At 67.9% G+C, this 19,675-nt stretch carries 16 protein-coding genes and 1 tRNA gene; 8 read left to right on the top strand and 9 right to left on the bottom strand.

What is annotated here, in order from left to right; genetic code table 11:
• The first annotated feature begins 60 nt into the window (after window positions 1-60).
• Window positions 61-279 (top strand): hypothetical protein, encoded by a 219-nt coding sequence (locus ACFRJ8_RS18045; protein ID WP_229995200.1) that lies wholly within the window; start codon window positions 61-63, stop codon window positions 277-279.
• A 179-nt stretch (window positions 280-458) separates the two neighbouring features.
• Here ACFRJ8_RS18045 and ACFRJ8_RS18040 read toward each other — a convergent pair.
• The 5 genes from ACFRJ8_RS18040 to ACFRJ8_RS18020 form a co-directional block, all read right to left on the bottom strand.
• Window positions 459-535: transfer RNA gene (locus tag ACFRJ8_RS18040), tRNA-Pro, on the bottom strand.
• A 177-nt stretch (window positions 536-712) separates the two neighbouring features.
• Complete coding sequence (locus ACFRJ8_RS18035) at window positions 713-2,608, bottom strand: ABC transporter ATP-binding protein (RefSeq protein ID WP_377987571.1); 1,896 nt, start codon at window positions 2,606-2,608, stop codon at window positions 713-715.
• On the bottom strand, window positions 2,605-4,428 hold the full coding sequence (locus ACFRJ8_RS18030) for an ABC transporter ATP-binding protein (RefSeq protein WP_377987570.1): 1,824 nt from the start codon (window positions 4,426-4,428) through the stop codon (window positions 2,605-2,607). Before ACFRJ8_RS18030 ends, ACFRJ8_RS18035 begins: the two co-directional genes overlap by 4 nt.
• 448 nt (window positions 4,429-4,876) lie before the next feature.
• Entirely contained in the window at window positions 4,877-5,824 is a 948-nt protein-coding gene (locus ACFRJ8_RS18025; protein ID WP_377987569.1) for a metallophosphoesterase, read from the bottom strand.
• Between the two features lie 3 nt (window positions 5,825-5,827).
• Window positions 5,828-8,104 carry a transglycosylase domain-containing protein gene (locus tag ACFRJ8_RS18020; protein ID WP_377987567.1) on the bottom strand — a complete coding sequence of 759 codons (2,277 nt, stop codon included), beginning with the start codon at window positions 8,102-8,104 and terminating at the stop codon, window positions 5,828-5,830.
• A 37-nt stretch (window positions 8,105-8,141) separates the two neighbouring features.
• Between ACFRJ8_RS18020 and ACFRJ8_RS18015 the strand changes: the two genes are divergently transcribed.
• The 3 genes from ACFRJ8_RS18015 to ACFRJ8_RS18005 are packed head-to-tail and all read left to right on the top strand — an operon-like array spanning window position 8,142 to window position 9,806.
• Window positions 8,142-8,297: a DUF4177 domain-containing protein gene (locus ACFRJ8_RS18015; RefSeq protein WP_009359196.1), complete on the top strand. Its 156-nt coding sequence runs from the start codon at window positions 8,142-8,144 to the stop codon at window positions 8,295-8,297.
• 23 nt (window positions 8,298-8,320) lie between these two features.
• Entirely contained in the window at window positions 8,321-8,878 is a 558-nt protein-coding gene (locus tag ACFRJ8_RS18010; RefSeq protein WP_377987647.1) for a RidA family protein, read from the top strand.
• A 16-nt stretch (window positions 8,879-8,894) separates the two neighbouring features.
• On the top strand, window positions 8,895-9,806 hold the full coding sequence (locus ACFRJ8_RS18005) for an NUDIX hydrolase (RefSeq protein WP_377987565.1): 912 nt from the start codon (window positions 8,895-8,897) through the stop codon (window positions 9,804-9,806).
• Between the two features lie 380 nt (window positions 9,807-10,186).
• Here ACFRJ8_RS18005 and ACFRJ8_RS18000 read toward each other — a convergent pair whose 3' ends face one another.
• Window positions 10,187-10,864, bottom strand: a complete 678-nt coding sequence (locus tag ACFRJ8_RS18000) for a Crp/Fnr family transcriptional regulator (RefSeq protein WP_011693220.1) — start codon at window positions 10,862-10,864, stop codon at window positions 10,187-10,189.
• A gap of 215 nt (window positions 10,865-11,079) precedes the next feature.
• Here ACFRJ8_RS18000 and ACFRJ8_RS17995 point away from each other — a divergent pair, with 215 nt between their 5' ends.
• Complete coding sequence (locus ACFRJ8_RS17995) at window positions 11,080-12,264, top strand: MarP family serine protease (RefSeq protein ID WP_377987563.1); 1,185 nt, start codon at window positions 11,080-11,082, stop codon at window positions 12,262-12,264.
• A gap of 48 nt (window positions 12,265-12,312) precedes the next feature.
• On the opposite strand, the gene ACFRJ8_RS17990 is transcribed toward ACFRJ8_RS17995, so the two are convergent.
• The 3 genes from ACFRJ8_RS17990 to acs form a co-directional block, all read right to left on the bottom strand.
• Entirely contained in the window at window positions 12,313-13,446 is a 1,134-nt protein-coding gene (locus tag ACFRJ8_RS17990) for a DUF2332 domain-containing protein (protein WP_377987562.1), read from the bottom strand.
• Between the two features lie 2 nt (window positions 13,447-13,448).
• Entirely contained in the window at window positions 13,449-13,925 is a 477-nt protein-coding gene (aroQ, locus tag ACFRJ8_RS17985; RefSeq protein ID WP_377987560.1) for a type II 3-dehydroquinate dehydratase, read from the bottom strand.
• Window positions 13,926-14,130: 205 nt separating this feature from the next.
• Complete coding sequence (acs, locus tag ACFRJ8_RS17980) at window positions 14,131-16,161, bottom strand: acetate--CoA ligase (protein ID WP_377987559.1); 2,031 nt, start codon at window positions 16,159-16,161, stop codon at window positions 14,131-14,133.
• 433 nt (window positions 16,162-16,594) lie between these two features.
• Between acs and ACFRJ8_RS17975 the strand changes: the two genes are divergently transcribed.
• The 3 genes from ACFRJ8_RS17975 to ACFRJ8_RS17965 all read left to right on the top strand — a co-directional run bounded on the left by ACFRJ8_RS17975 (window position 16,595) and on the right by ACFRJ8_RS17965 (window position 19,647).
• Window positions 16,595-18,103, top strand: coding sequence for a hypothetical protein (locus ACFRJ8_RS17975; protein ID WP_377987558.1), 1,509 nt, complete (start codon window positions 16,595-16,597; stop codon window positions 18,101-18,103).
• Window positions 18,104-18,202: 99 nt separating this feature from the next.
• Window positions 18,203-18,970: an endonuclease III gene (gene nth, locus ACFRJ8_RS17970; RefSeq protein ID WP_377987646.1), complete on the top strand. Its 768-nt coding sequence runs from the start codon at window positions 18,203-18,205 to the stop codon at window positions 18,968-18,970.
• Window positions 18,967-19,647 (top strand): NUDIX hydrolase, encoded by a 681-nt coding sequence (locus ACFRJ8_RS17965; RefSeq protein ID WP_377987556.1) that lies wholly within the window; start codon window positions 18,967-18,969, stop codon window positions 19,645-19,647. Before nth ends, ACFRJ8_RS17965 begins: the two co-directional genes overlap by 4 nt.
• Window positions 19,648-19,675 lie beyond the last annotated feature (28 nt).

Below are 19,675 nucleotides of genomic sequence, written 5' to 3'. Positions count from 1 at the left end.
GTGTGTCAACAAGGGTAGTGCTGACTTGGTTAAGGACCCCAACCCATATTGAGGAACTCTATGTTGAAGAAGATTGCAGCCGGCGCCGTGCTGGCGGGCGCACTGGCATTCTCCGCCGCGGCCCCGGCCGTGCTGTCCGCTGCTTCACTGACCGATGTCTCAGACGTTGCCGCCGTCGGCAACTGGCCCGACCCCATGCGAGCTGCCCAGGCTGTGGGCAACTGGCCCGACCCGATGACCCACTCGCTGAACGTCGGCAACTGGCCCGACCCGATGTAACAACCCGGATGTAACAGTGCGGCCCCGGGAGATTTCTCCCGGGGCCGCACTGTGTCCGGGGCAGCGTCCTCCGGCCGGAGGAGCGCAGGGCGTGGCAAAACATTAAGACGCTGCACAGCACTAATTAGTGCAGGAAACGCAAAAGAGGACCCTCCGCGTGGAGGGCCCTCTTTTATCTGTGGTCGGGATGACAGGATTTGAACCTGCGACCTCGTCGTCCCGAACGACGCGCGCTACCAAGCTGCGCCACATCCCGATCCGCTGCTTCAAAAGCAACTTCACAAGAGTATCCGATCAAGGCCCCGGATGTGAAATCGGGCCTGACGACGGCGGGACGCCGCCGGGGCGACGGCGGGGTGACGACGGCGGGGCGCGCGACGCCAGCGTCCGCGCCGTCCCGGCCCGGACGCCGGCCGGTCTCAGCCGGAGCTGTTCAGACCAGCGAGTCCTTCCAGGCGCCGTGGAGCCGGGCGAACGCGCCGCCGTCGCCGATCAGCTGCGCCGGGGTGCCGTCCTCGACGACGCGTCCGTCGTGCACCACCAGGACCCGGTCCGCCGTCTCCACGGTGGAGAGCCGGTGGGCGATGATCAGCGCTGTCCGCCCGGCGCCGGGGGCGCCCGGCCCGGAGGCCGCGTCTGCCGCGGCCTCCCGCGTGGCCGCGTCCCGGGTGGCCGCGTCCCGCGTGCCGCCCAGAAGCCCCGCGAGGCCCTGCTGGACCATGCGCTCGGACGGGATGTCCAGCGAGGACGTTGCCTCGTCCAGGATCAGGACGGCCGGGCGGGCCAGGAAGGCCCGGGCGAAGCTGATCAGCTGGCGCTGGCCGGCGGAGACGCGGCCGCCGCGTTTGTTGACGTCGGTGTCGTAGCCGTCCGGGAGTTCCGTGATGAAGGCGTGCGCCCCCACTGCCCGGGCCGCGTCCTCGATCTCCTCGCGCGTGGCTTCGGGCCGGCCCAGGGCGATGTTGTCCGCCACGGAACCGCTGAACAGGAAGGCCTCCTGGGTGACCATGACAACGTTCCGGCGCAGGTCCTCGGTGGTGAGCTGGCGCAAGTCCACGCCGTCGAGGGTCAGGGACCCGGCGGAGACGTCGTAGAAGCGGGCGATCAGCTTCGCGAGGGTGGACTTGCCGGCGCCGGTCTGCCCGACGAGCGCGACCGTCTGGCCCGCAGGAATGTGGAGGTCCAGGCGCGGGATGACCACCGGGCCGTCGCCGTAGCGGAATTCGACGCCGTTGAAGTCGATGCCGCCCCGCGCGTGGGGCAGGGCCACCGGTGTCTTCGGCGGCCGCACGGTGGGAACCTCCTCGAGCAGTCCCGAGACCTTTTCCAGCGCCGCCTGGGCACTTTGGAAGGAGTTATAGAACATCGCCATCTGGTCCACCGGCTGGAAGAAGCGCTTGGTGGACAGGATCAGGGCCAGGAGCACACCGACCTCGAGGTCGCCGCTGAGGACCCGGAAACCGCCCGTGAGCAGCACGAGGGCCACGCACACGTTCCCGATCAGCACCAGCCCGGGCTGGAAGATGCCGTTGAGGTTGATGGAGCGGACGGTCGCGCGCCGGTAGTCCTCCGACAGGTCGGCGTAGCGGGCGGCGTTCTCGCGTTCCTTCCGGAACGCCTTCACGGCCCGGATGCCGGTCATGGTTTCCACGAAGTGCACGATCAGCCGGGCCGAGACCACCCGGGATTCGCGGAAGGCGATCTGTGAGTGCTTCTGGTACCAGCGGGCCAGGAAATACATCGGCACACCGGCGGCCAGTACCAGCACCCCGCTGCGCCAGTCCAGGGCGAACACCGTCACGGCCGTAAACGCCATGAACAGCATTCCCGAGGCCAGCGAGCTCACGCCGGAATCGAGGAGTTCGCGCAAGGCCTCCAGGTCCGAGGTCTGCCGGGCGATGATGCGCCCGGAGGTGTATTTCTCGTGGAATTCCAGGCTCAGCCGCTGCGTGTGGCGGAAGACCCGGACACGGAGGTCCAGCAGCATCGCCTGGCTGAGCCGCGCCGTCGAGGTCACGTACAGGGCCGTCAGGCCGGCCGCCACGACGGCCGCGGCAAGGTAGGCGACGCCGGCGAACACCAGGGGAAGGTTGTCGCCGGCGCGCACGGCGGGCAGGGCGCGGTCGATCCCGAAGGCTATCAGCGCAGGCCCGGCCACGCGGGCGGCCTGGGACAGGACGACGGCGCCGATTGTGAGCCAGAAACGGGCCCGGACGGGGCGGATCAGGGAGCTCAGAAGGGCCAGGGAGCGCCGCCGGACGGCCTTGCTCTCGTTCCTGCTGAGGTGGGCGTTGTCCTCGTTGGCGGTGCCGAACGTTGCGCTGCTCATCGGGAAATCTCCTCGGAGTGGTCCTCGAGGGCGGACAATTCTGAATCCAGGTCCCGCGGTTCCGCGTCCAGGCTGGCGATCACGTAGCGGTAGTGGCTGTTCTGGGCGAGCAGTTCCGCGTGCGTTCCGACGGCGGCAATCCGGCCGTCCTCGAGCAGGGCCACCCGGTCGGCCAGGGCCACGGTGGAGGGCCGGTGCGCCACGATCAGCGTGGTGGTGTCCGCGAGGACGTGGCGCAGCCTGGCCTCGACGAGTACTTCGGTGTTCACATCCAGCGCCGAGAGCGGGTCGTCCAGGACCAGCACCGCCGGTTTCGCGGCGATGGCGCGGGCCAGGGCGATGCGCTGGCGCTGGCCGCCGGAGAGGCTGAGGCCCTCCTCGCCGATCAGGGTGTCCACGCCGTGCGGCAGGGAGTAGGCGAAGTGGGCCTGGGCGACGTCGAGGGCTTCCTCCAGGGCCGCGTCGCGGCCGTCCGCCGAACCGGCGTCGGGCGCGCCGAGCAGGACGTTGTCCCGGACGGAGCTGGAGAACAGCGTGGTGTCTTCGAACGCCACGGCGACCACGGTGCGCAGCTCCTCCACGCCGAACTCACGCAGGTCCACGCCGTCGATGGTGATGGAGCCGCCGGTGACGTCGTAGAGGCGGGGGACCAGCTGCAGCAGCGCGCTCTTGCCGCCGCCCGTGATGCCCACAAGGGCCATGGTTTCACCGGGCCGGATGTCCAGCGTGATGTCCTTGAGGATCGGCTTGTCCGGGGAGTCCTCGTACGCGAACGAGGCACTGCGGAAGCTGAGGGCGCCCTTGAGCCCGGCCGGCCGGCGGGGCTGGTCCGGGCTGGTGATCGTGTTCTGTGCGTCCATGACCTCGAAGTGCCGGTCCACCGCGGACTTCGCGGTGAGGGCCATCGCCAGCAGCATGCCGCAGAACTCGACCGGCGCGGCAACCACGGCCGCGGTGGCGAAGAAGGCCACGAGGGACCCGATGGAGAGCTGATCCGTGGAGGCCAGCAGGATGCCGACGACGAGGCCGGCGCCGAGCGCGAGTTCTGGCAGGAGCGTCACCACCAGGCTGAAGGTGGCCAGGTGTTTGGCCTTGGCGATCTCCGTCTGCCGGAGTTCCTCGGCCTGTTCGTTGAAGCTCTCCAGCGCCTCGCGGCTGCGGCCGAAGGCCTTCAGGACGCGGATGCCGTGGACGGATTCCTCGACCGTCGTGGCGAGGTCCCCGGCCTGGTCCTGGCTGCGGCGGGCCACCTTGCTGAACCGGGTGCGGAAGCGGAATCCGTAGATCATGATCGGCACGGCGGCGGCCAGGAAGATCAGGGCCAGCTGCCAGCTCATGGAGAACATCACCGCGACACCGATCACCACGGTGAGCGTGGTGACCACCAGCATGATGGCGCCGAAGGCCATCCAGCGGCGCAGGAAGTTCAGGTCGGTCATGGCCCGGGAGAGCAGCTGCCCGGAGCCCCAGCGGTCATGGAAAGAGACCGTGAGGTCCTGAAGGTGCCCGTAGAGGGAGACCCGCATCCGGGTCTCGACCGTGGTGGCCGGATTGATGACGAACTGCCGGCGCAGGGCCACGAGTCCTGCCTCGGCGATACCGAGGAGGAGGATGAGGGCCGAGGCGCCCCAGACGGCTTCCGCGCTGCCACCGGGCTCCAGGGATTCATTGACCAGCACGCGCAGCACCTGGGGGATGGCCAGCGCCATGACACTGGCCAGCAGTGCGCAAAGCAGGCCCATGACCAGCCGGGGCAGGATTGGCCTGACGTGCGGATAGAGACGGCTGATGGAGGTGAAAAATGAACTCTGCTTGGCCATGCCTGCTTCTTAAGACGCCCGTGCATAGATAGCACCGTTGAATGTAGTTTCCTGTAGCAACTACCCTAGGCCATCGAGTGACCGGATTCACACGTTGCCCACCGCTCCCAGCATCTCGCCCAGTCATTACGATCCGCAATGGGGTCCGGGCGGCGGGGGTGCCTGCGGGACATGTCCGGTCGTGGTGCCAAGTCTGGGAGGACATGTCCAATCTTGGCCGCGGCGGGTGGGCATTGTGGGTTTATGCCCATCGCTCGGGGTGATGAGAGGGCATGTCCCGTCGAGTCGCCACCCCTGGGCGGACATATCAGGTCGTGCTGCCACCCCTGTGGGACATGTTCAGTCGTGGCGCCAACCCTCGGAAGGGCATGGCCAGTGGGCGGGGGCGCGAGGGAGGGCATGTCCACCCGTTAGGCCGGCCGGCGGGCAAGCTGAGATGCGGGGCGGGCTAGGCGCGGGAGGTCAGCGTGAGCAGGACGGCCTCGGGCCGGCAGGCGATGCGGACTGGGGCGAAGCGGGAGGTGCCGATGCCTCCCGAGACGTTCACCGGCGTCGTGCTGCCGTTGCTTTCCCACGTGTGCAGGCCCCGGGCCCGCCAGGCGGGAAGGTCGCAGTTGGTGACAAGGGCCCCGTAGCCCGGGACGCAGATCTGTCCGCCGTGGGTGTGGCCGGCCAGGAGGAGGTCGGCGCCGGCTTCGGTGAAGTGGTCGAGGACGCGCTGGTAGGGAGCGTGCGCCACGGCGATGCGCACATGCGGGTCGGCGTCCCGGCCCTTGGTGCCGCGCGGCCAGCCCGCGTACCGTTCCAGGCGCAGGTGGGGATCGTCGACGCCGGAGAAATCAAAGCGAATGCCCTTCAGCACCAGGGACTGACAGCGGTTGGTCAGTTCCACCCAGCCTGACATGCCGAACTCGGACCTCAGCCGGGGCCAGTCGAGTTTCTCCGGCTCTGGGCGCTGGGAGGAGGGGCCGCGCAAATATGAGGTGGGGTTCCTGAAACTCGGGCCGAAGTAGTCGTTCGAGCCGGGGACAAACACGCCCGGGAATTCCAGCAGGGGGCGCAGGGCCGCCACGAGGGGGTCAACGCCCTTGGCATGGCTGAGGTTATCGCCCGTATTCACCACCAGGTCCGGCCTCAACTCCGCCAGCGACGACAGCCACCGGGCCTTCCGGTGCTGGCCCGGCACGAAGTGGATGTCGGAGAGGTGTAGGACCCGGAACGGGCCGAACCCGGCCGGCAGGATGGGAAGGGTCTCCTCCCTGAGCACGAACTGGTTCTTCTCCCACAGCCCATAGCCGGCGGCGGCGGTCCCAGCCGCCGTCCCGATCGCGGCGGTCACGGCAAAGCCGCGTCCGATGCTTCGAACGCGGCTTGCCAGTTGGTTCCCCAAGCTCATCGGCTACTTCTTGCCGGACGACTTCGTGGGTTCCGGCTTCGGCTCGGCCGACGGTTCCTCGGACGGAGCCTTGCTCCGCTCCGACGGGATGGTGGCCTGAGGCGGTGCTACCGGCGCCGGGGCGTACAGCATGTCCGACGGGGGAGCCGGGAACGGATCGGTGCCGTAGGCCGGCGCAACCTGGGCCATGTAGTTCGAGAACTGCGGACCGGCGATCATGTAACCGTCGATGCCCTTGTAGAAGTTGCCGTTGATCGTCACATTCTGTCCGGCGCGCTGCTGGTCGCCCAGGGGATCGCCAAACCACGTCGCCGTCGCCAGGCCCTTGGTGTAGCCGGTCACCCAGGTGGAGCTGTTGTTGTCGTTCGTTCCGGTCTTGGCCGCAATCGGGAAAGAGGTCCGGGTCGAAATCCGGGGCTGGATCAGCGAACCCGAGCCGCGGTTAAGTACTTCCTGCATGGCATACGCGACGCCGTGGGCCACCTCGGGCTTGATCGCGTCCCGGCAGTTGGGCGTCTGGGCCGGCAGCTGGGCGCCGGTCGCGTCCGTCACCGAATCGATGGCCATCGGCTCGCAGTATTTGCCGTCGTTAGCGAAGGTGGCGAACGCGCTGGCCATGGTCAGCGGCGACGTCTGGGTGGCACCGATGAGGTTGGAAAGTCGGGTCATCGGTATCTGGGGGTGCGGATCATCCCCGCTGGGGTTGCCGCCATGGATCCCGACAGCGTCGACGACCTTCTGGATCCCGCACAGGTCCAGCTGGGCCGCGGAGGCGAACGTGATGGTGTTGATGGAGTTCGCCAGACCGTCAAGGACCGACATGTACTTGTAATGTGTCTCATCAGCGTTCTGCAGGTCAAAGCTGCCGGGGACGTTGTTGTCGTAAATTCCGTCGGTCGGTGTTGGGCAGGTGTTCTGCCACGGGAAGCCGGGAGAGTATCGGCGCACGGCGCCGTTGAGCCGCGTGCTCATCGACTTGCCCTCGTTGAGCCACTCCGCGAACGTGAAAGGCTTCATCGTGGAGCCGGGCTGGAAGCCGCCGAGGCCGTTGAGGTCATTGCCCTTGGCGTCCTGGACGTCCACGTTGAAGTTCTGCGTCTGGTCGAACTTGCCGGCCGCCGGGAACCACACGGTGTTCTGGGCCATGGAGACGATCTTGCCGGAGGCGGGCTGCACGGACACCAGCGAGGCGCCCCACTTGTCCGGATTAGCCCCGGCTGACCCGTCCACCTGGGCCTGGGCCACGGCCTGGGCCTTGGGATCCAGCGTGGTCTTGATGGTCAGTCCGCCGCGGAAGATCTTCCGTTCACGCTCGGCGGCGTCGGCCCCGTAGGCCGGGTTGTTCAGGAGCAGGTGGAGGACGTAGTCACAGAAATACGGCGCCGTCTTCGAATAGGCACAGCCCTGCCGGGGCTGGGTGACCTTGGTCGTCACCGGCGTCGCGACCGCCGCGTCGTACTCGGCCTGCTTGATCTTGCCCTGGGTCAGCATCGCATGGAGCACGAGGTCGCGGCGGACCTTGGCGTTCTCCGGATTAGTGATCGGGTCGTAGTAGGAAGGGCTGTTCACGACGCCGGCCAGCAGCGCAGCCTGCGGAATGGTCAGGTTCTTGGCCGTGGTGCTGAAGAAGAACTTGGACGCGGCTTCGATGCCGTAGGCGTCCCGGTTGAAGAACACGATGTTCAGGTAGCCCTCGAGGATCTGCTCCTTGGTGAACTTCTTCTCCAGCGCGATGGCCAGTTTCATTTCACGGAGCTTGTCCCCGACGCCCTTGTTGACGCCGTTGAGGAGGACCTCGTCGCCCTTGCCTTCGGCCTCCAGCGAGGAGTTGATGACGTTGTTCACGTACTGCTGCGTAATGGTGGACGCACCCTGCTTGTTGCCGCGGGCCGTGCTCACGAGGGCACGCAGGATGCCGGTGGTGTCCACGCCGCCGTGCTCGTAGAAGCGGCTGTCCTCGATGGCGATGATCGCGTCCTTGATGTGCGGGGACATCTGGTCCAGCGACACCCGGGTGCGGTTCTCCGCGTACAGGTTGGCGATCACGCTGCCGTCGGAGGCCAGGATCGTGGTCGACTGGCTCGGCGGGTCGACCTTCAGCTCTGCGGGAAGCGTGTCGAAGAACTGGATCGAACCGCTCGCCGCGCTGCCTGAAACAGCCGCCGCGGGGACCAGGAGGCCCGCCACCAGGACGCCACAAATAGCGCTCACGCCCAGGAAAAGAAAGATCTTTCCGAGGGTGGTGGCCGTGTCAAATAAAGGGTTCTTGCCAGTCGCCATGTTTTCCACTTTACCGGCAACGACTAGGCTTTATGTCATGACCAAATGGGAGTACGCCACGATTCCGCTCATTATCCACGCCACAAAGCAGATCCTGGACCAGTGGGGTGAGGACGGCTGGGAGCTCGTCCAGGTTGTTCCCGGCCCTGACGGAAACGGCCTGGTTGCCTACCTGAAGCGGGAGAAGCAGTAGCCATGAGCACCCCCTCAGAAGCCATGCCGGCCACGCCGGCGGGTACGGAAAACGTCTCCGAAAACACCGCTGCCGCGACGGCCACCGGCGCGTCGTCCGCCGTCGAACAGCGCCTGGCGGAGCTGGGCCTGACGCTCCCTGACGTAGCGGCCCCGGTCGCGGCGTATGTTCCGGCCGTCATTTCCGGCAACCACGTCTACACGTCCGGGCAGCTGCCGTTCATCAACGGCAAGCTCGAGGCCACCGGCAAGGTGTCCGCCGGTGCAGCAGGCGCCGCCGATGAGTCCACCGTGTCGCCGGAAGACGCAAAGGCTTACGCTGCCGTCTGCGCCGTGAACGCCTTGGCCGCCGTCAAAAGCGTGATCGGCGACCTCGACCGCATCACACGGATCGTCAAGGTTGTCGGGTTTGTCTCCTCCGACCCCTCCTTTACCGGCCAGCCCGGCGTCATCAACGGCGCATCGGAGCTGCTGGGCCAGGTCCTCGGTGACGCCGGCCAGCACGCACGTTCCGCCGTCGGGGTATCCGTCCTGCCGCTCGACTCGCCTGTTGAAGTCGAACTGATCGCCGAATTCGCCTAGAAGGCCGGTCACTTCGTTGCCTCAGTTAGCGCGTCGCCTGTTTGTTCTGCCCCCCGATCTCGAGGGAGCAGCCCGGAGCTGGATTGAACACGGTGAGCGGACGCCCCGTGCCCCCCGCCTGGCCTCCTCGGTGATCCTCCTGCGGGACTCGCCCACAGGCCTGGAAACCTGGCTCGGTTACCGGACGGGGTCCTCCCCGCTCGGTGTCCTCGCCTTCCCCGGCGGATCGCTGGAAGCGACCGACGACGACGCCGTCGGCTGGCTTGGCCCCTCGCCCCAGCACTGGGCCGAGCAGATTGGAACGTCCGACGTCGGGCTGGCGCGCCGCCACGTCGTCGGCGCCATCCGGGAACTGTTTGAGGAAACCGGCATCCTGCTGGCCGGCCCCGACCTGTCCACCACGGTGGAGCTGACCTCCAGCGCCGACTGGATGCGCGCCCGCGAAGCCGTGGCGGAGCAGGAGAAATCCTTCACCGACCTGCTCGCCAAGCGCGGGCTCTCGCTGCGCACGGACCTGCTCAAGCCCCTGGTGAACTGGCTCAGCCCCGATTTTGCGCACCGCCGGTTCAACACCCGGTACTTCGCCGCCACCGTGCCCGTGAACCAGCAGCCCTCGCTGCTGGCCAGCAAGGGCATGTGGGGCCGCTGGGTGTGCTGCCGGAAAGTCGTGGACGAGCGGGACACCACGGTGCTTGGAGACGAGGTGGGCCAGGAGAACACCGTCGGCCGGACCCTGGGCGAACTCCTGGTGCCCGGCTCGGAGATCATGCTCGAGAAGATGGCCAAGGCCAACGGCTGCATCGCCTACCTCAGCTACAAGCGCAAGGCCCACGTCTACCAGCCGAAGCTCGTCGAGGAAGACGGCCGGCTCATGCTCGAAGTCGAAGCGGCCAAGACGATTGCCGGCGAACCCCAGCGGGAACGCTAGGTCTTTTCTGCACGGCTGGGCATGTCCCTCGCTGGCGTGAGCCGGCCCAGGGACATGCCCTCCGTCGGCCCTGGCCATCGGACATAGTGGCATTATGTCCAGTCCTGGCTGCCCGAGCTGGGCATGTCCCTCGTTGGGTCGTGTCGGCCCGGAACATGCCCTTCGCTGGCACTGGCCGTTGAGCATGTCCCTCGTCGGGACGTGTCGGCCCTGGACATGCCCTCCGTTGGCCCTGGCCATTGGACATAGTGGCATTATGTCCGGTCCTGGCTGCCCGAGCTGAGCATGTCCCTCGGACCAACAGGCCGAGATTGCTGAGGAAACGACACAAGGCCGGTCCCGTTCCCGGGGCCGGCCTTCGTGGTTGCTGCTGGGGATCCCTAGCGGGAACGCTGGCGCAGACGCTGCATGTCGAGAATGACGACCGCGCGGGCTTCCAGGCGCAGCCAGCCGCGCTGCACGAATTCAGCGAGGGCCTTGTTGACCGTTTCGCGGGAGGCGCCGACCAGCTGGGCCAGCTCTTCCTGCGTCAGTTCGTGGGCGACCAGGACGCCGTCGGTCGCCGGGCGGCCGAAGCGGTCGGCCAGATCCAGCAGTGCCTTGGCGACACGGCCCGGCACATCGGAGAAGACGAGGTCGGACAGCGAATCGTTGGTGCGGCGCAGGCGGCGTGCCAAGGCCTGCAGCAGTTGGGCCGAAACCTCCGGGCGGGTGCGCAGCAGCGCGTTGAGGCTCTCGTTCTTCAGGCCGGCGAGGCGCGTCTCGGAAACGGCAGTTGCCGTGGCCGTTCGCGGGCTGGGGTCAAACAGCGCCATTTCGCCGAAAAGTTCGCCCGGGCCAAGGATGGCCAGCAGGGACTCGCGGCCGTCCGGCGACGTGCGGCCGAGCTTTACCTTGCCGGAGACGATGAAGTAAAGCTGGTCACCCTGATCGCCTTCCCGGAATACCGAGGCACCGCGTGAAAGGTCCACCTCGGTAAGTTCGTCCGTCAGCAGACGGAACGCCTCGTCGTCGAGCGTGGCGAAAAGGGGGGCGCGGCGCAATACCTCGATATCCATGAAATCTCCTGACTAGCTGTGTCGGCTGGGGCGCTTCAGCCATTCTTTCAGAATTTTGGAGCTTCTGTGACGTAGTTGGCACTGAAACGCCCGAAGGGGCCGAATGCGCACGGCTCGGGAAGCCCGCGCAGATCCCTGTGCAGGCTAACGGCCGGTCGGCAAACGTTCAGCTTACACCGGTACAATCGTCGCTGAACTGTCTGTAAGGAGCCCCGGTGTTTGGCTTGACCATTTTGGACGTGGCGTTGGTTGTGGCGCTCTTGTCCTACCTGATCCACGGTCTTCGCAACGGCTTCCTTGTGACGCTCGGCGGCATCGCGGGATTCGCTGCCGGCGCCGTCGCGGCCTTCGTCTCCGTTCCCATCGTCAGCGGCCTGGTGGAGGACAGCGGCTGGCGCCTGACGGCAATCGTCGCCACCGCCGTCCTGCTCATGATCGTGGGGAACGGCCTCGGCACCATGATCGGGCGGCAAGTCCGCAGCGTGGTCCCTTTCAGCCCCCTGCGCGCGGTGGACCGCCTTGTGGGCGGGGGCGTGAACGTGGTGGTGTCCGCCCTCGTGATGTCGATGCTGGCGTTCAGCATCGGGGCCCTGGGCGTGCCGTTCGTGTCCGAGCAGCTCGCGGAGTCCAAAGTCATCAGGTTCATCGACGGCGTGACGCCCACGCCGGTCAAGGCATCGATGGCGCAGCTGCGCTCTGCAGTGATCGGCGACGGCATCCCCACCCTGCTGGACGGCTTCGGCCAGAGCCAGCCCGTTGCCATACCGAACACCAGCACGGACACGCCGGCGCTGAACAAGGCCGCCGCGTCCGTACTCAAGATCGCCGGAACCGCCTACCAGTGCGGCCAGAATCAGACCGGAACCGGCTTTGTGGTCGCCCCCGGGCGGGTGGTGACCAACGCCCACGTGGTCGCGGGAGTCGACGAGCCGGTGGTGGAAACGCCCGGCGGCCGCGCGTTGCCCGGGCGCGTCGTTTACTTTGACTCCCAGCACGACCTCGCCGTTGTGGCGGTGGATGGCCTGCGCTCGGAACCCCTCGCGCTGGCCGCTGACCTGCCGTCCGGCAGCGCCGCGGCCTTCGCCGGTTATCCGCACGGCGGGCCCTTCCAGTCCAAACCGGCCACGGTGCAGGACATCGCCACCGTGCTGGTCCCCGACATCTATGGCAAAAATGCGTCACCCGAGGACGTGTACCGTCTGGCCGGTGACGTGCAGCCGGGTAACTCCGGCGGCCCGCTCCTGACCATGGACGGGCAGGTGGCGGGCGTGGTCTTTGCCAAGGCCACCTCGGAGTCCTCACTCGGATTTGCGATCACCATGGCTGACCTCGGCCCGGTGGCGGCCCAGGCACCGGGTCTCGGCAGTCCCGTCTCGTCCGGACAGTGCATCAAGAAATAGCCGAAGGGGCACCGCGCAGGCCAGGGCCCGCGCCGGCCAGAGCCACGGCTAAAGCCACTCCAAGCTCTGCCCGTGCGGGCCGGTGATGGCCGCTGGCAGGCCGTCCTGCAGTAAAAGGAACCGGCCGCGGAGCCGGGCGTCGTCCATTTCCGGGACCACAGTGGACCCGTCCGCCTGCGCAATCACCGTGTGGCCTTCGTTCGAGAGCCAGTGGCAGCCCCGCTCCGCCGCAAGTTCCGCCATGGTGCGCCGGAACCGGGCGCGGCCGCCGGCATCCAGGTACCCCATCACGGCGCTGTGGAACACCACCAGAGCGGCATCGGCCGGGGCGCGGCCGACGAGTTCCACGAGCCGTTCATTGAGATCGCCTGCCACCAGCAGCGGCGGGCGTTCCTGGGCGATTGCGATCGCCTGGCGGAGCCGATCGAGCCGGAACTCCTGCTCCGGCCAGACGAGGGCTTCGAGCCAGGCGACGTCGTCCGGGTTGCGGACGTCCAGGGGATTGAGGTCGATCCCGGCACGCCAGACCACCCGGGGAATTTCCGCCGGCAGCGGCACCGGGCCCGAGGTGACGCAGCGCAGGACCGGAAACGTGCCGGGCGTGGCGCCGCCCGGAACCAGCCGCGTCGTCCGTGCTTCCGGGGCCTCCGCCGGATCCGCGTCGTCCGCAGGGTCGGCGCCCGGTTCCGCCGCGCCGCCGTCGCCCCCTGAACCGACAAACTCGTAGCCGTAACGGTCAGGGAACAAAGCCAGCCCGGCCGAGGCGCCCACCTCGAGGAGGGCCAGCGGCCGGCCCTCCACGGCCGAAATCTGAGCGAGTGACGGCAACAGCGTGGCGCAGCGTCCGGCTTCGTTCGTCTGCGTGGACCGGGACAGAACAATTTCCGAGACTTCGGCCCAGTGATGGTCCAGGAAGACCCGGAAGTCTCTGTAGGGGCTGACCTGCGCGCCGAGAAACCGGGCTGCCGCGAGGATCAGCAGCGGCTGCCGCTTGTTGTGCGGCCACTGATCGATCCGCCGGATCAGCTCGGCGTCACCGGCGATCCCCACGGCCCACGCGGCATAGCACGGGGAGGAACCGGGGGCATCGACCATGCCGAAGTGCCGGTACCACTGCGCTGTGGCAGATTCAGTAACCGCGTCCCCGCCCGAGTCCCCGGACGAGGGTCCGGCGGGGGACATGCTCAGTCCTTGTCCGCGTGCAGTCCGGCGAGGTATTCCACCGCGAAGCGGTAGCCCAGGATCCCGGCGCCGGCGATCACGGCCTTGCTGATGTCCGAAAGGTAGGAATGGTGCCGGAAAGCCTCGCGGGCGTGAACATTGGTGATGTGCACCTCGACCGCGGGCAGGGCAACAGCGGAAATGGCGTCCCGGATGGCCACTGACGTGTGCGTGTAGGCGCCGGCGTTGATCACGATTCCGACCGCCTTCCCGCGTGCGGCGTGGATGGCGTCCACCAGGGCACCCTCGTGGTTGGACTGAAAGCACTCGACGTCCAGGCCGTGTGCCGCGCCGGCGTCTTTGGCGAGCTGTTCGACGTCGGCCAAGGTCGCCGTCCCGTATTTCTCCGGCTCGCGGGTTCCGAGCAGGTTCAAATTGGGTCCGTTGAGTACCAGAATTGTGCCGCGGCCTGCGCCGCTGGCCGGTGTGGCTTCAGTCATGTCTGCAAATCTATCGCGCCGCCGCCCCCCACCCGCTGTTCGTTACCGGAAAACCTCGTTATCGGGGCACTGTTCGCTAGGCGGAAGGCTGCGCGCTGCGGCATCGACCTGCTGGACCGACGACGGCGGCGGCGCGGCCCACCAGAGTGGGCGGCGCCGCCGCCGGCCGAACGCCACCGGCAAAACCTGGCGAGCGGGGCGCCGGTTATTTCTTCAGCGATTGCGCAATCTGGGCCATGACGGTGTTGTCGGCCAACGTGGTGGCGTCGCCGACCTCGCGGCCTTCCGCGACGTCCTTGAGCAGGCGGCGCATGATCTTGCCGGACCGGGTCTTGGGCAGTTCGGGGACCACGAGGATGGTTTTGGGCTTGGCGATCGGACCGATTTCCTTGCCCACGTGGTTGCGGAGTTCCTGGACGGTGTCCTCGCCGGAGTCCACGGCATCCCCGCGCAGGATCACGAAGGCGACGACGGCCTGGCCGGTGGTCTCGTCGGCGGCACCGACGACGGCGGCTTCCGCGACGGCGGGGTGGGAGACCAATGCGGACTCGATTTCGGCGGTGGAGAGCCGGTGCCCGGAAATGTTCATCACGTCATCCACCCGGCCCAGCAGCCAGAGGTCGCCGTCCTCGTCCTTCTTGGCGCCGTCGCCGGCGAAGTACATGGTCTCGAAGCGGGACCAGTAGGTGTCCTTGAACCGTTCCGGGTCACCCCAGATCCCGCGCAGCATAGCCGGCCAGGGCTCGCGGATCACCAGGAAGCCGCCGTGCCCGTTGGGCACCGACTCGCCGGCCTCGTCCACGACGTCCACGGCGATCCCGGGCAGCGGGACCTGGGCCGAACCGGGCTTGGTCGCCGTGACGCCGGGCAGCGGGGCGATCATTTGCGCCCCGGTCTCGGTCTGCCACCAGGTGTCCACGATCGGTGCGGGATTCTCCTTGCGTTCGCCGTTCTTGCCGGCATTGGAGCCGATGACCTCGCGGTACCACATCCAGGCTTCCGGGTTGATGGGTTCCCCGACCGAGCCGAGGACGCGGATCGAGGAGAGGTCGGACCGGGCCGGGATGTCCTTGCCCCACTTCATGAACGTGCGGATCGCGGTGGGGGCGGTGTAGAGGATGGAGACCTTGTACTTCTCCACGATCTCCCACCAGCGACCCTGGTGCGGGGAGTCCGGCGTGCCTTCGTAGATGACCTGGGTGGCGCCGTTGATGAGCGGGGCGTAGGCGACGTAGGAGTGCCCGGTGACCCAGCCGATGTCGGCGGTGCACCAGTAGACGTCGGTCTCCGGGTGCAGGTCGAAGACCGCCTTGTGCGTGTAGGCGGTCTGGGTGAGGTAGCCGCCGGTGGTGTGCAGGATGCCCTTGGGCTTTCCGGTGGTGCCGGAGGTGTAGAGGATGAAGAGCGGGTGCTCGGCGTCGTGCCCGACGGCGGTGTGCTCGGCGGACGCGGCGCCGACGGTGTCCGCCCACCAGTGGTCCCGGCCCTCGTGCCAGTCCACGTCCGCCCCGTTGCGCTTGACTACCACTACGTTCTGCACGGTGTGGCCGTTCCCGTCTCCCTCGCGGGCCAGGGCGTCGTCGACGGCGGCCTTCAGGGCGCTGGGCTTGCCGCGGCGGTAGGTGCCGTCGGCCGTGACCACGAGCTTGGCCTCGGCGTCGTCGATCCGGGACCGCAGGGCATCGGCGGAGAAGCCGCCGAAGACCACGGAATGGATCGCGCCGATCCTAGCGCAGGCCAGCATGGTGATGACGGCCTCGGGAATCATGGGCAGGTAGACCGCGACGCGGTCGCCCTTGGCCACGCCCAGGGACTCGAAGGCATTCGCAGCCTTCTTCACTTCCTCGGTGAGCTGTGCGTAGGTATACGTGCGGGTATCTCCCGGCTCGCCCTCGAAGTAGATCGCCACCCGGTCCCCCTGGCCGGCCTCGACGTGGCGGTCCAGGGCGTTGTAGGCGGCGTTGACCTCCCCGCCGACAAACCACTTCGCGAACGGCGGGTTGGACCAGTCCAGCGCCTGGGTGAAGTCTTTGCTCCAGCTCAGTAGTTCGCGGGCCTGCTTCGCCCAGAACGCGGGGCGGTCGGCGTCGGCCTCGGCGTACTCGCCGGCGGAGACAACCGCATTCGCCGCGAACTCGGCCGAGGGCGCGAAGCGGCGGTTCTCCTGAGACAGGTTTTCGAAGGCGTCGCCGTGGGGCGTCTGCGTGGTCATGGAGCCGGGTGTCTGCTGGGACATGGTGAACCTCATCATTCATCGATCCGGGCTGCGCGGCCATGCGCGTCGCCTCCACGCCGGGCCGCATGCGCGGCGTCGGGCGGCGGCAGAGCGCGGCAGTGCCGCTGGAGCTGTCTGGAATAAACACTAATACGCGGGTCCGACCAAACGTGCGCCCTGTCACAAACAGCGCCGTGAGCGGTGTTTGTTAAGCGCCGAATGGTTCGTTGGCGGCGCCGGACTGCGGCCGGGAGCCAAGCCTCCGCAATTCGGAAAGCCGGAGAATTCTGCTGTGGCCGCCCTCGGCTTGTCAGCTAGTGATCGGCCATCCACTTGGCTAGGCTGAGATGAAGTTGTGACATCCGATGGAGGCGACCGGAACCGCTTGCGGTACTGTCCTCGCCTGCCGTTAGGCGGCGCTGTCCAGGGTGCCGCCATGCTAAGGAGATACGGAATGAACGAGCAAGACAACGGGCAGCTCCGGGCGCCCGCCCAGAGCCAAGGCGGAACGGCGCAGCCGGGGCCTGCCGGGTTCGGGGATGCGCCACGCTTCACGGTGGACAAGAAGACCGCGAAGAAGAACGAGGCTGTCCTCGGCCCCTTCACCATCCGGGACCTCACAGTCTTCGGCTCCACCCTGCTTCTCTTCATCGCCTCGTTGATTCCGATGTTTGCTTTCGCATACAACCTGTGGAATCTGGGCAGTCTATTCTTCCTGGGCCTGGGCATCGTGCTTCCGCTCATTGTCACCGCGTTGTTCGTGGCCCGCCGCCTCAGCCCGACGACCAAGATCCGGATCGGGTCCCTGTCGGTCGACCAGTTCGCGTCGGTGGTGGCGTCTTTCACGCTGGCCTTCTTCTTCCTGGCCGTCGCCGGGGCGTTCGTGCCGAGCATGCTGATCGCGCTCCTTGGCGCCTTGGGGCTCTTCGCGGCCACCGTTCTGGCCCGCTGGATTCCGTTCTTTGCTGGCGACTTCCTGGGCCGGGAAGAAACGCCTGCCCACATCGTGGCGCGCGAAGCTGTTGCCCCGGTGCAAAAGCCCCGGGCGCCCAAGACGCCGAAGCAGCCCAAAACAGCCAAGGGCTCCGCGGGAACAGGCGCGACCAAGGCGGCAGCAGCCGGAGGAGCAACATCCGGCGCCGTAACGTCCGGCGCGGCAGCATCCGGCGCGGCAGCGGGCTGGGGCAAGCGCCCGGCCGCAAGCGGCCCGGTAACCGGCGACCAGGCCGCTGCGCCGGCGGCAACCCCAACGGCGGCCGGGGCACCGTCAGCCGGGGCGCCTTCGACGGGTGCGGCCCCCGTCGCGGCCCCGGCCGCAGCGGCACCCAGCGCACCGGAGACCCAGATCTCGGGCGTTGTACCCGCAGCCAGCGCGGCTGCCCCAGCGCCGTCGCCAACTTCGACGCCGTCCGCCTCTTCGACGCCGTCGGTTCCGTCGGCTGAGTCGGCACGGTCCGCTGAGCCGGCCGCGTCCGGTGCGGAAAAGACCCGGGCGGCCGCCGTCCCGGCGGCGGCTGCCGGTGCCGCAGCCGCCGGTGCCACCGCCGTAGGTGCAGCTGCCGGGGCCGGTGCGCCCACTGCCGCCGCTGCGCAGACCCCGCCCGCGGCTGAACAGACCCAGGCTGCCGGCGTTCCGGCAACCCCCGGCGGCAGTGCCCCCACTACCGTCAACCCCCAGGTCCGGCAAAATGAGCAGGTCCGCCCGCAGGAGCCAATCGGCGCCACGGTGGATCCCGCCAGCCGGCCCGCAGAGGACGATGTCCACCCTGTACACGAGGCGTTCTGGTTCGCCGTCGCACAGCCCCGCACCGCCGTCGACCCGCGCACCGGAGCCCCGGCGTTCGTCATTGAACCCGGCGGCTGGGTCCTTGCCATTGAGGACCGCGGCAACGAGTTCCTGGTCCAGCACACCGACGGCCGGTTGGGCGTTTTGCGGGACCTCAGCAACATCGAACGCGGTTAGCCGGCCCCCGTGACGACGGACTCCGGCAACACGGTATCCGGCACCCCGGACCCCGGAAGCGCCAGGCCCGGTGCGGCGCCGGCGTCCGGGGAGTCTGTCCTGGCGCTCAAGCGCCGAGCGCGCCGGATCAACCGGGAACTCGCGGAACAGTACCCCTATGCCCACGCGGAGCTGGACTTCCGCAGCCCGTTCGAGCTCGTGATCGCTACCGTGCTGTCCGCGCAGACCACGGACGTGCTCGTCAACCAGATCACGCCCCTGCTGTTCGCCCGCTACCCGGATGCGCGGCGGATGGCGGAGGCGGATCCGGCCGAGCTGGAGGCCATCATCAAGCCCACCGGCTTCTTTCGCGCCAAGGCCAGAAATCTCCTGGCGCTGTGCACCCGGCTTGTGGACGAGTACGACGGCGAGGTGCCGGGCCGGCTGGAGGACCTGGTGACGCTGCCCGGCGTCGGGCGGAAAACGGCGAACGTCGTGCTGGGCAATGCCTTCGGCATTCCGGGCATCACCGTGGACACCCACTTCGGCCGTCTGGCGCGGCGTCTTGGCTGGACGGAGTCGGATGACCCGGTCCGGATCGAATCCGACGTCGCTGCGCTGTTCGAGCCGAAGGACTGGACCATGCTCTCGCACCGCGTCGTCTTTCACGGCCGCCGCGTCTGCCACTCCCGCAAGCCGGCCTGCGGCGCCTGCGCCGTCGCCAACTGGTGCCCCAGCTACGGGATGGGGGAAACCGATCCGGAGAAGGCAAAGAAACTGCTGAAGTACGAACTCGCCCCGGGGCAGGAGGCACTGCTGGCCCGGTTGCTGGCCGAGACGCACCGCGCCGCGGAAATCCGGATGGAATCGCAGAGGAAGCAGCCGTGACCGCGCGCCAGGACCTCGTCGACCTCGTTGCCGCGGTGGAGGCGGGCACCGCGCCGGCCCCGGATCCGCGCTGGCGGGAACTCGCCGTCGAACCCGGCGAGCGGGTCCGCAGGGCCGCCGTGCTCATGCTCTTTGGTGCGCTGGGCAACGAGCCAGCCGAGTCCGAGAAGCTGCTGGCTCCAGCCGATTTGGACGTGCTGCTCCTCCAGCGGGCCCAGACCCTGGAGGACCATCCCGGGCAAGTGGCGTTTCCAGGCGGCGGCATCGATCCGGGTGAGTCCGTGGTCGCCGCTGCCGTTCGCGAGGCGGAAGAGGAGACCGGGCTGAACCCGGCGGGCGTGGACGTCCTCGGAGTAATGCCTGAACTGGCGCTGCCCCGGGGCAATTTCCTGGTCACCCCGGTCCTGGCCTGGTGGGCCGCCCAGTCACCGGTCCGTGTGGTGGACTACGGCGAATCCGCGCAGGTGTTCCGTGTTCCGGTCCGGGATCTGCTGGACCCGGACAACCGGGTGATGGCAACGGTCAGCCGGGCCGGCCAAACGTTCCAGAGCCCCGCCTTCACCGTCAACGGCGTGGTGGTGTGGGGATTTACCGGGATGATCCTGAACCAGCTCTTTGAACAGCTGGGCTGGGCCGTTCCGTGGGACCGCGCCCGGCTCTACGGGATTGATGTGTGAGGCGCCTCAAGAATAGGCGGTACCGGCC

This window comes from Arthrobacter sp. NPDC056886 (genome assembly GCF_042788715.1).
GTDB lineage: Bacteria > Actinomycetota > Actinomycetes > Actinomycetales > Micrococcaceae > Arthrobacter.
This window is presented reverse-complemented; position numbering and strand designations above follow the sequence as displayed.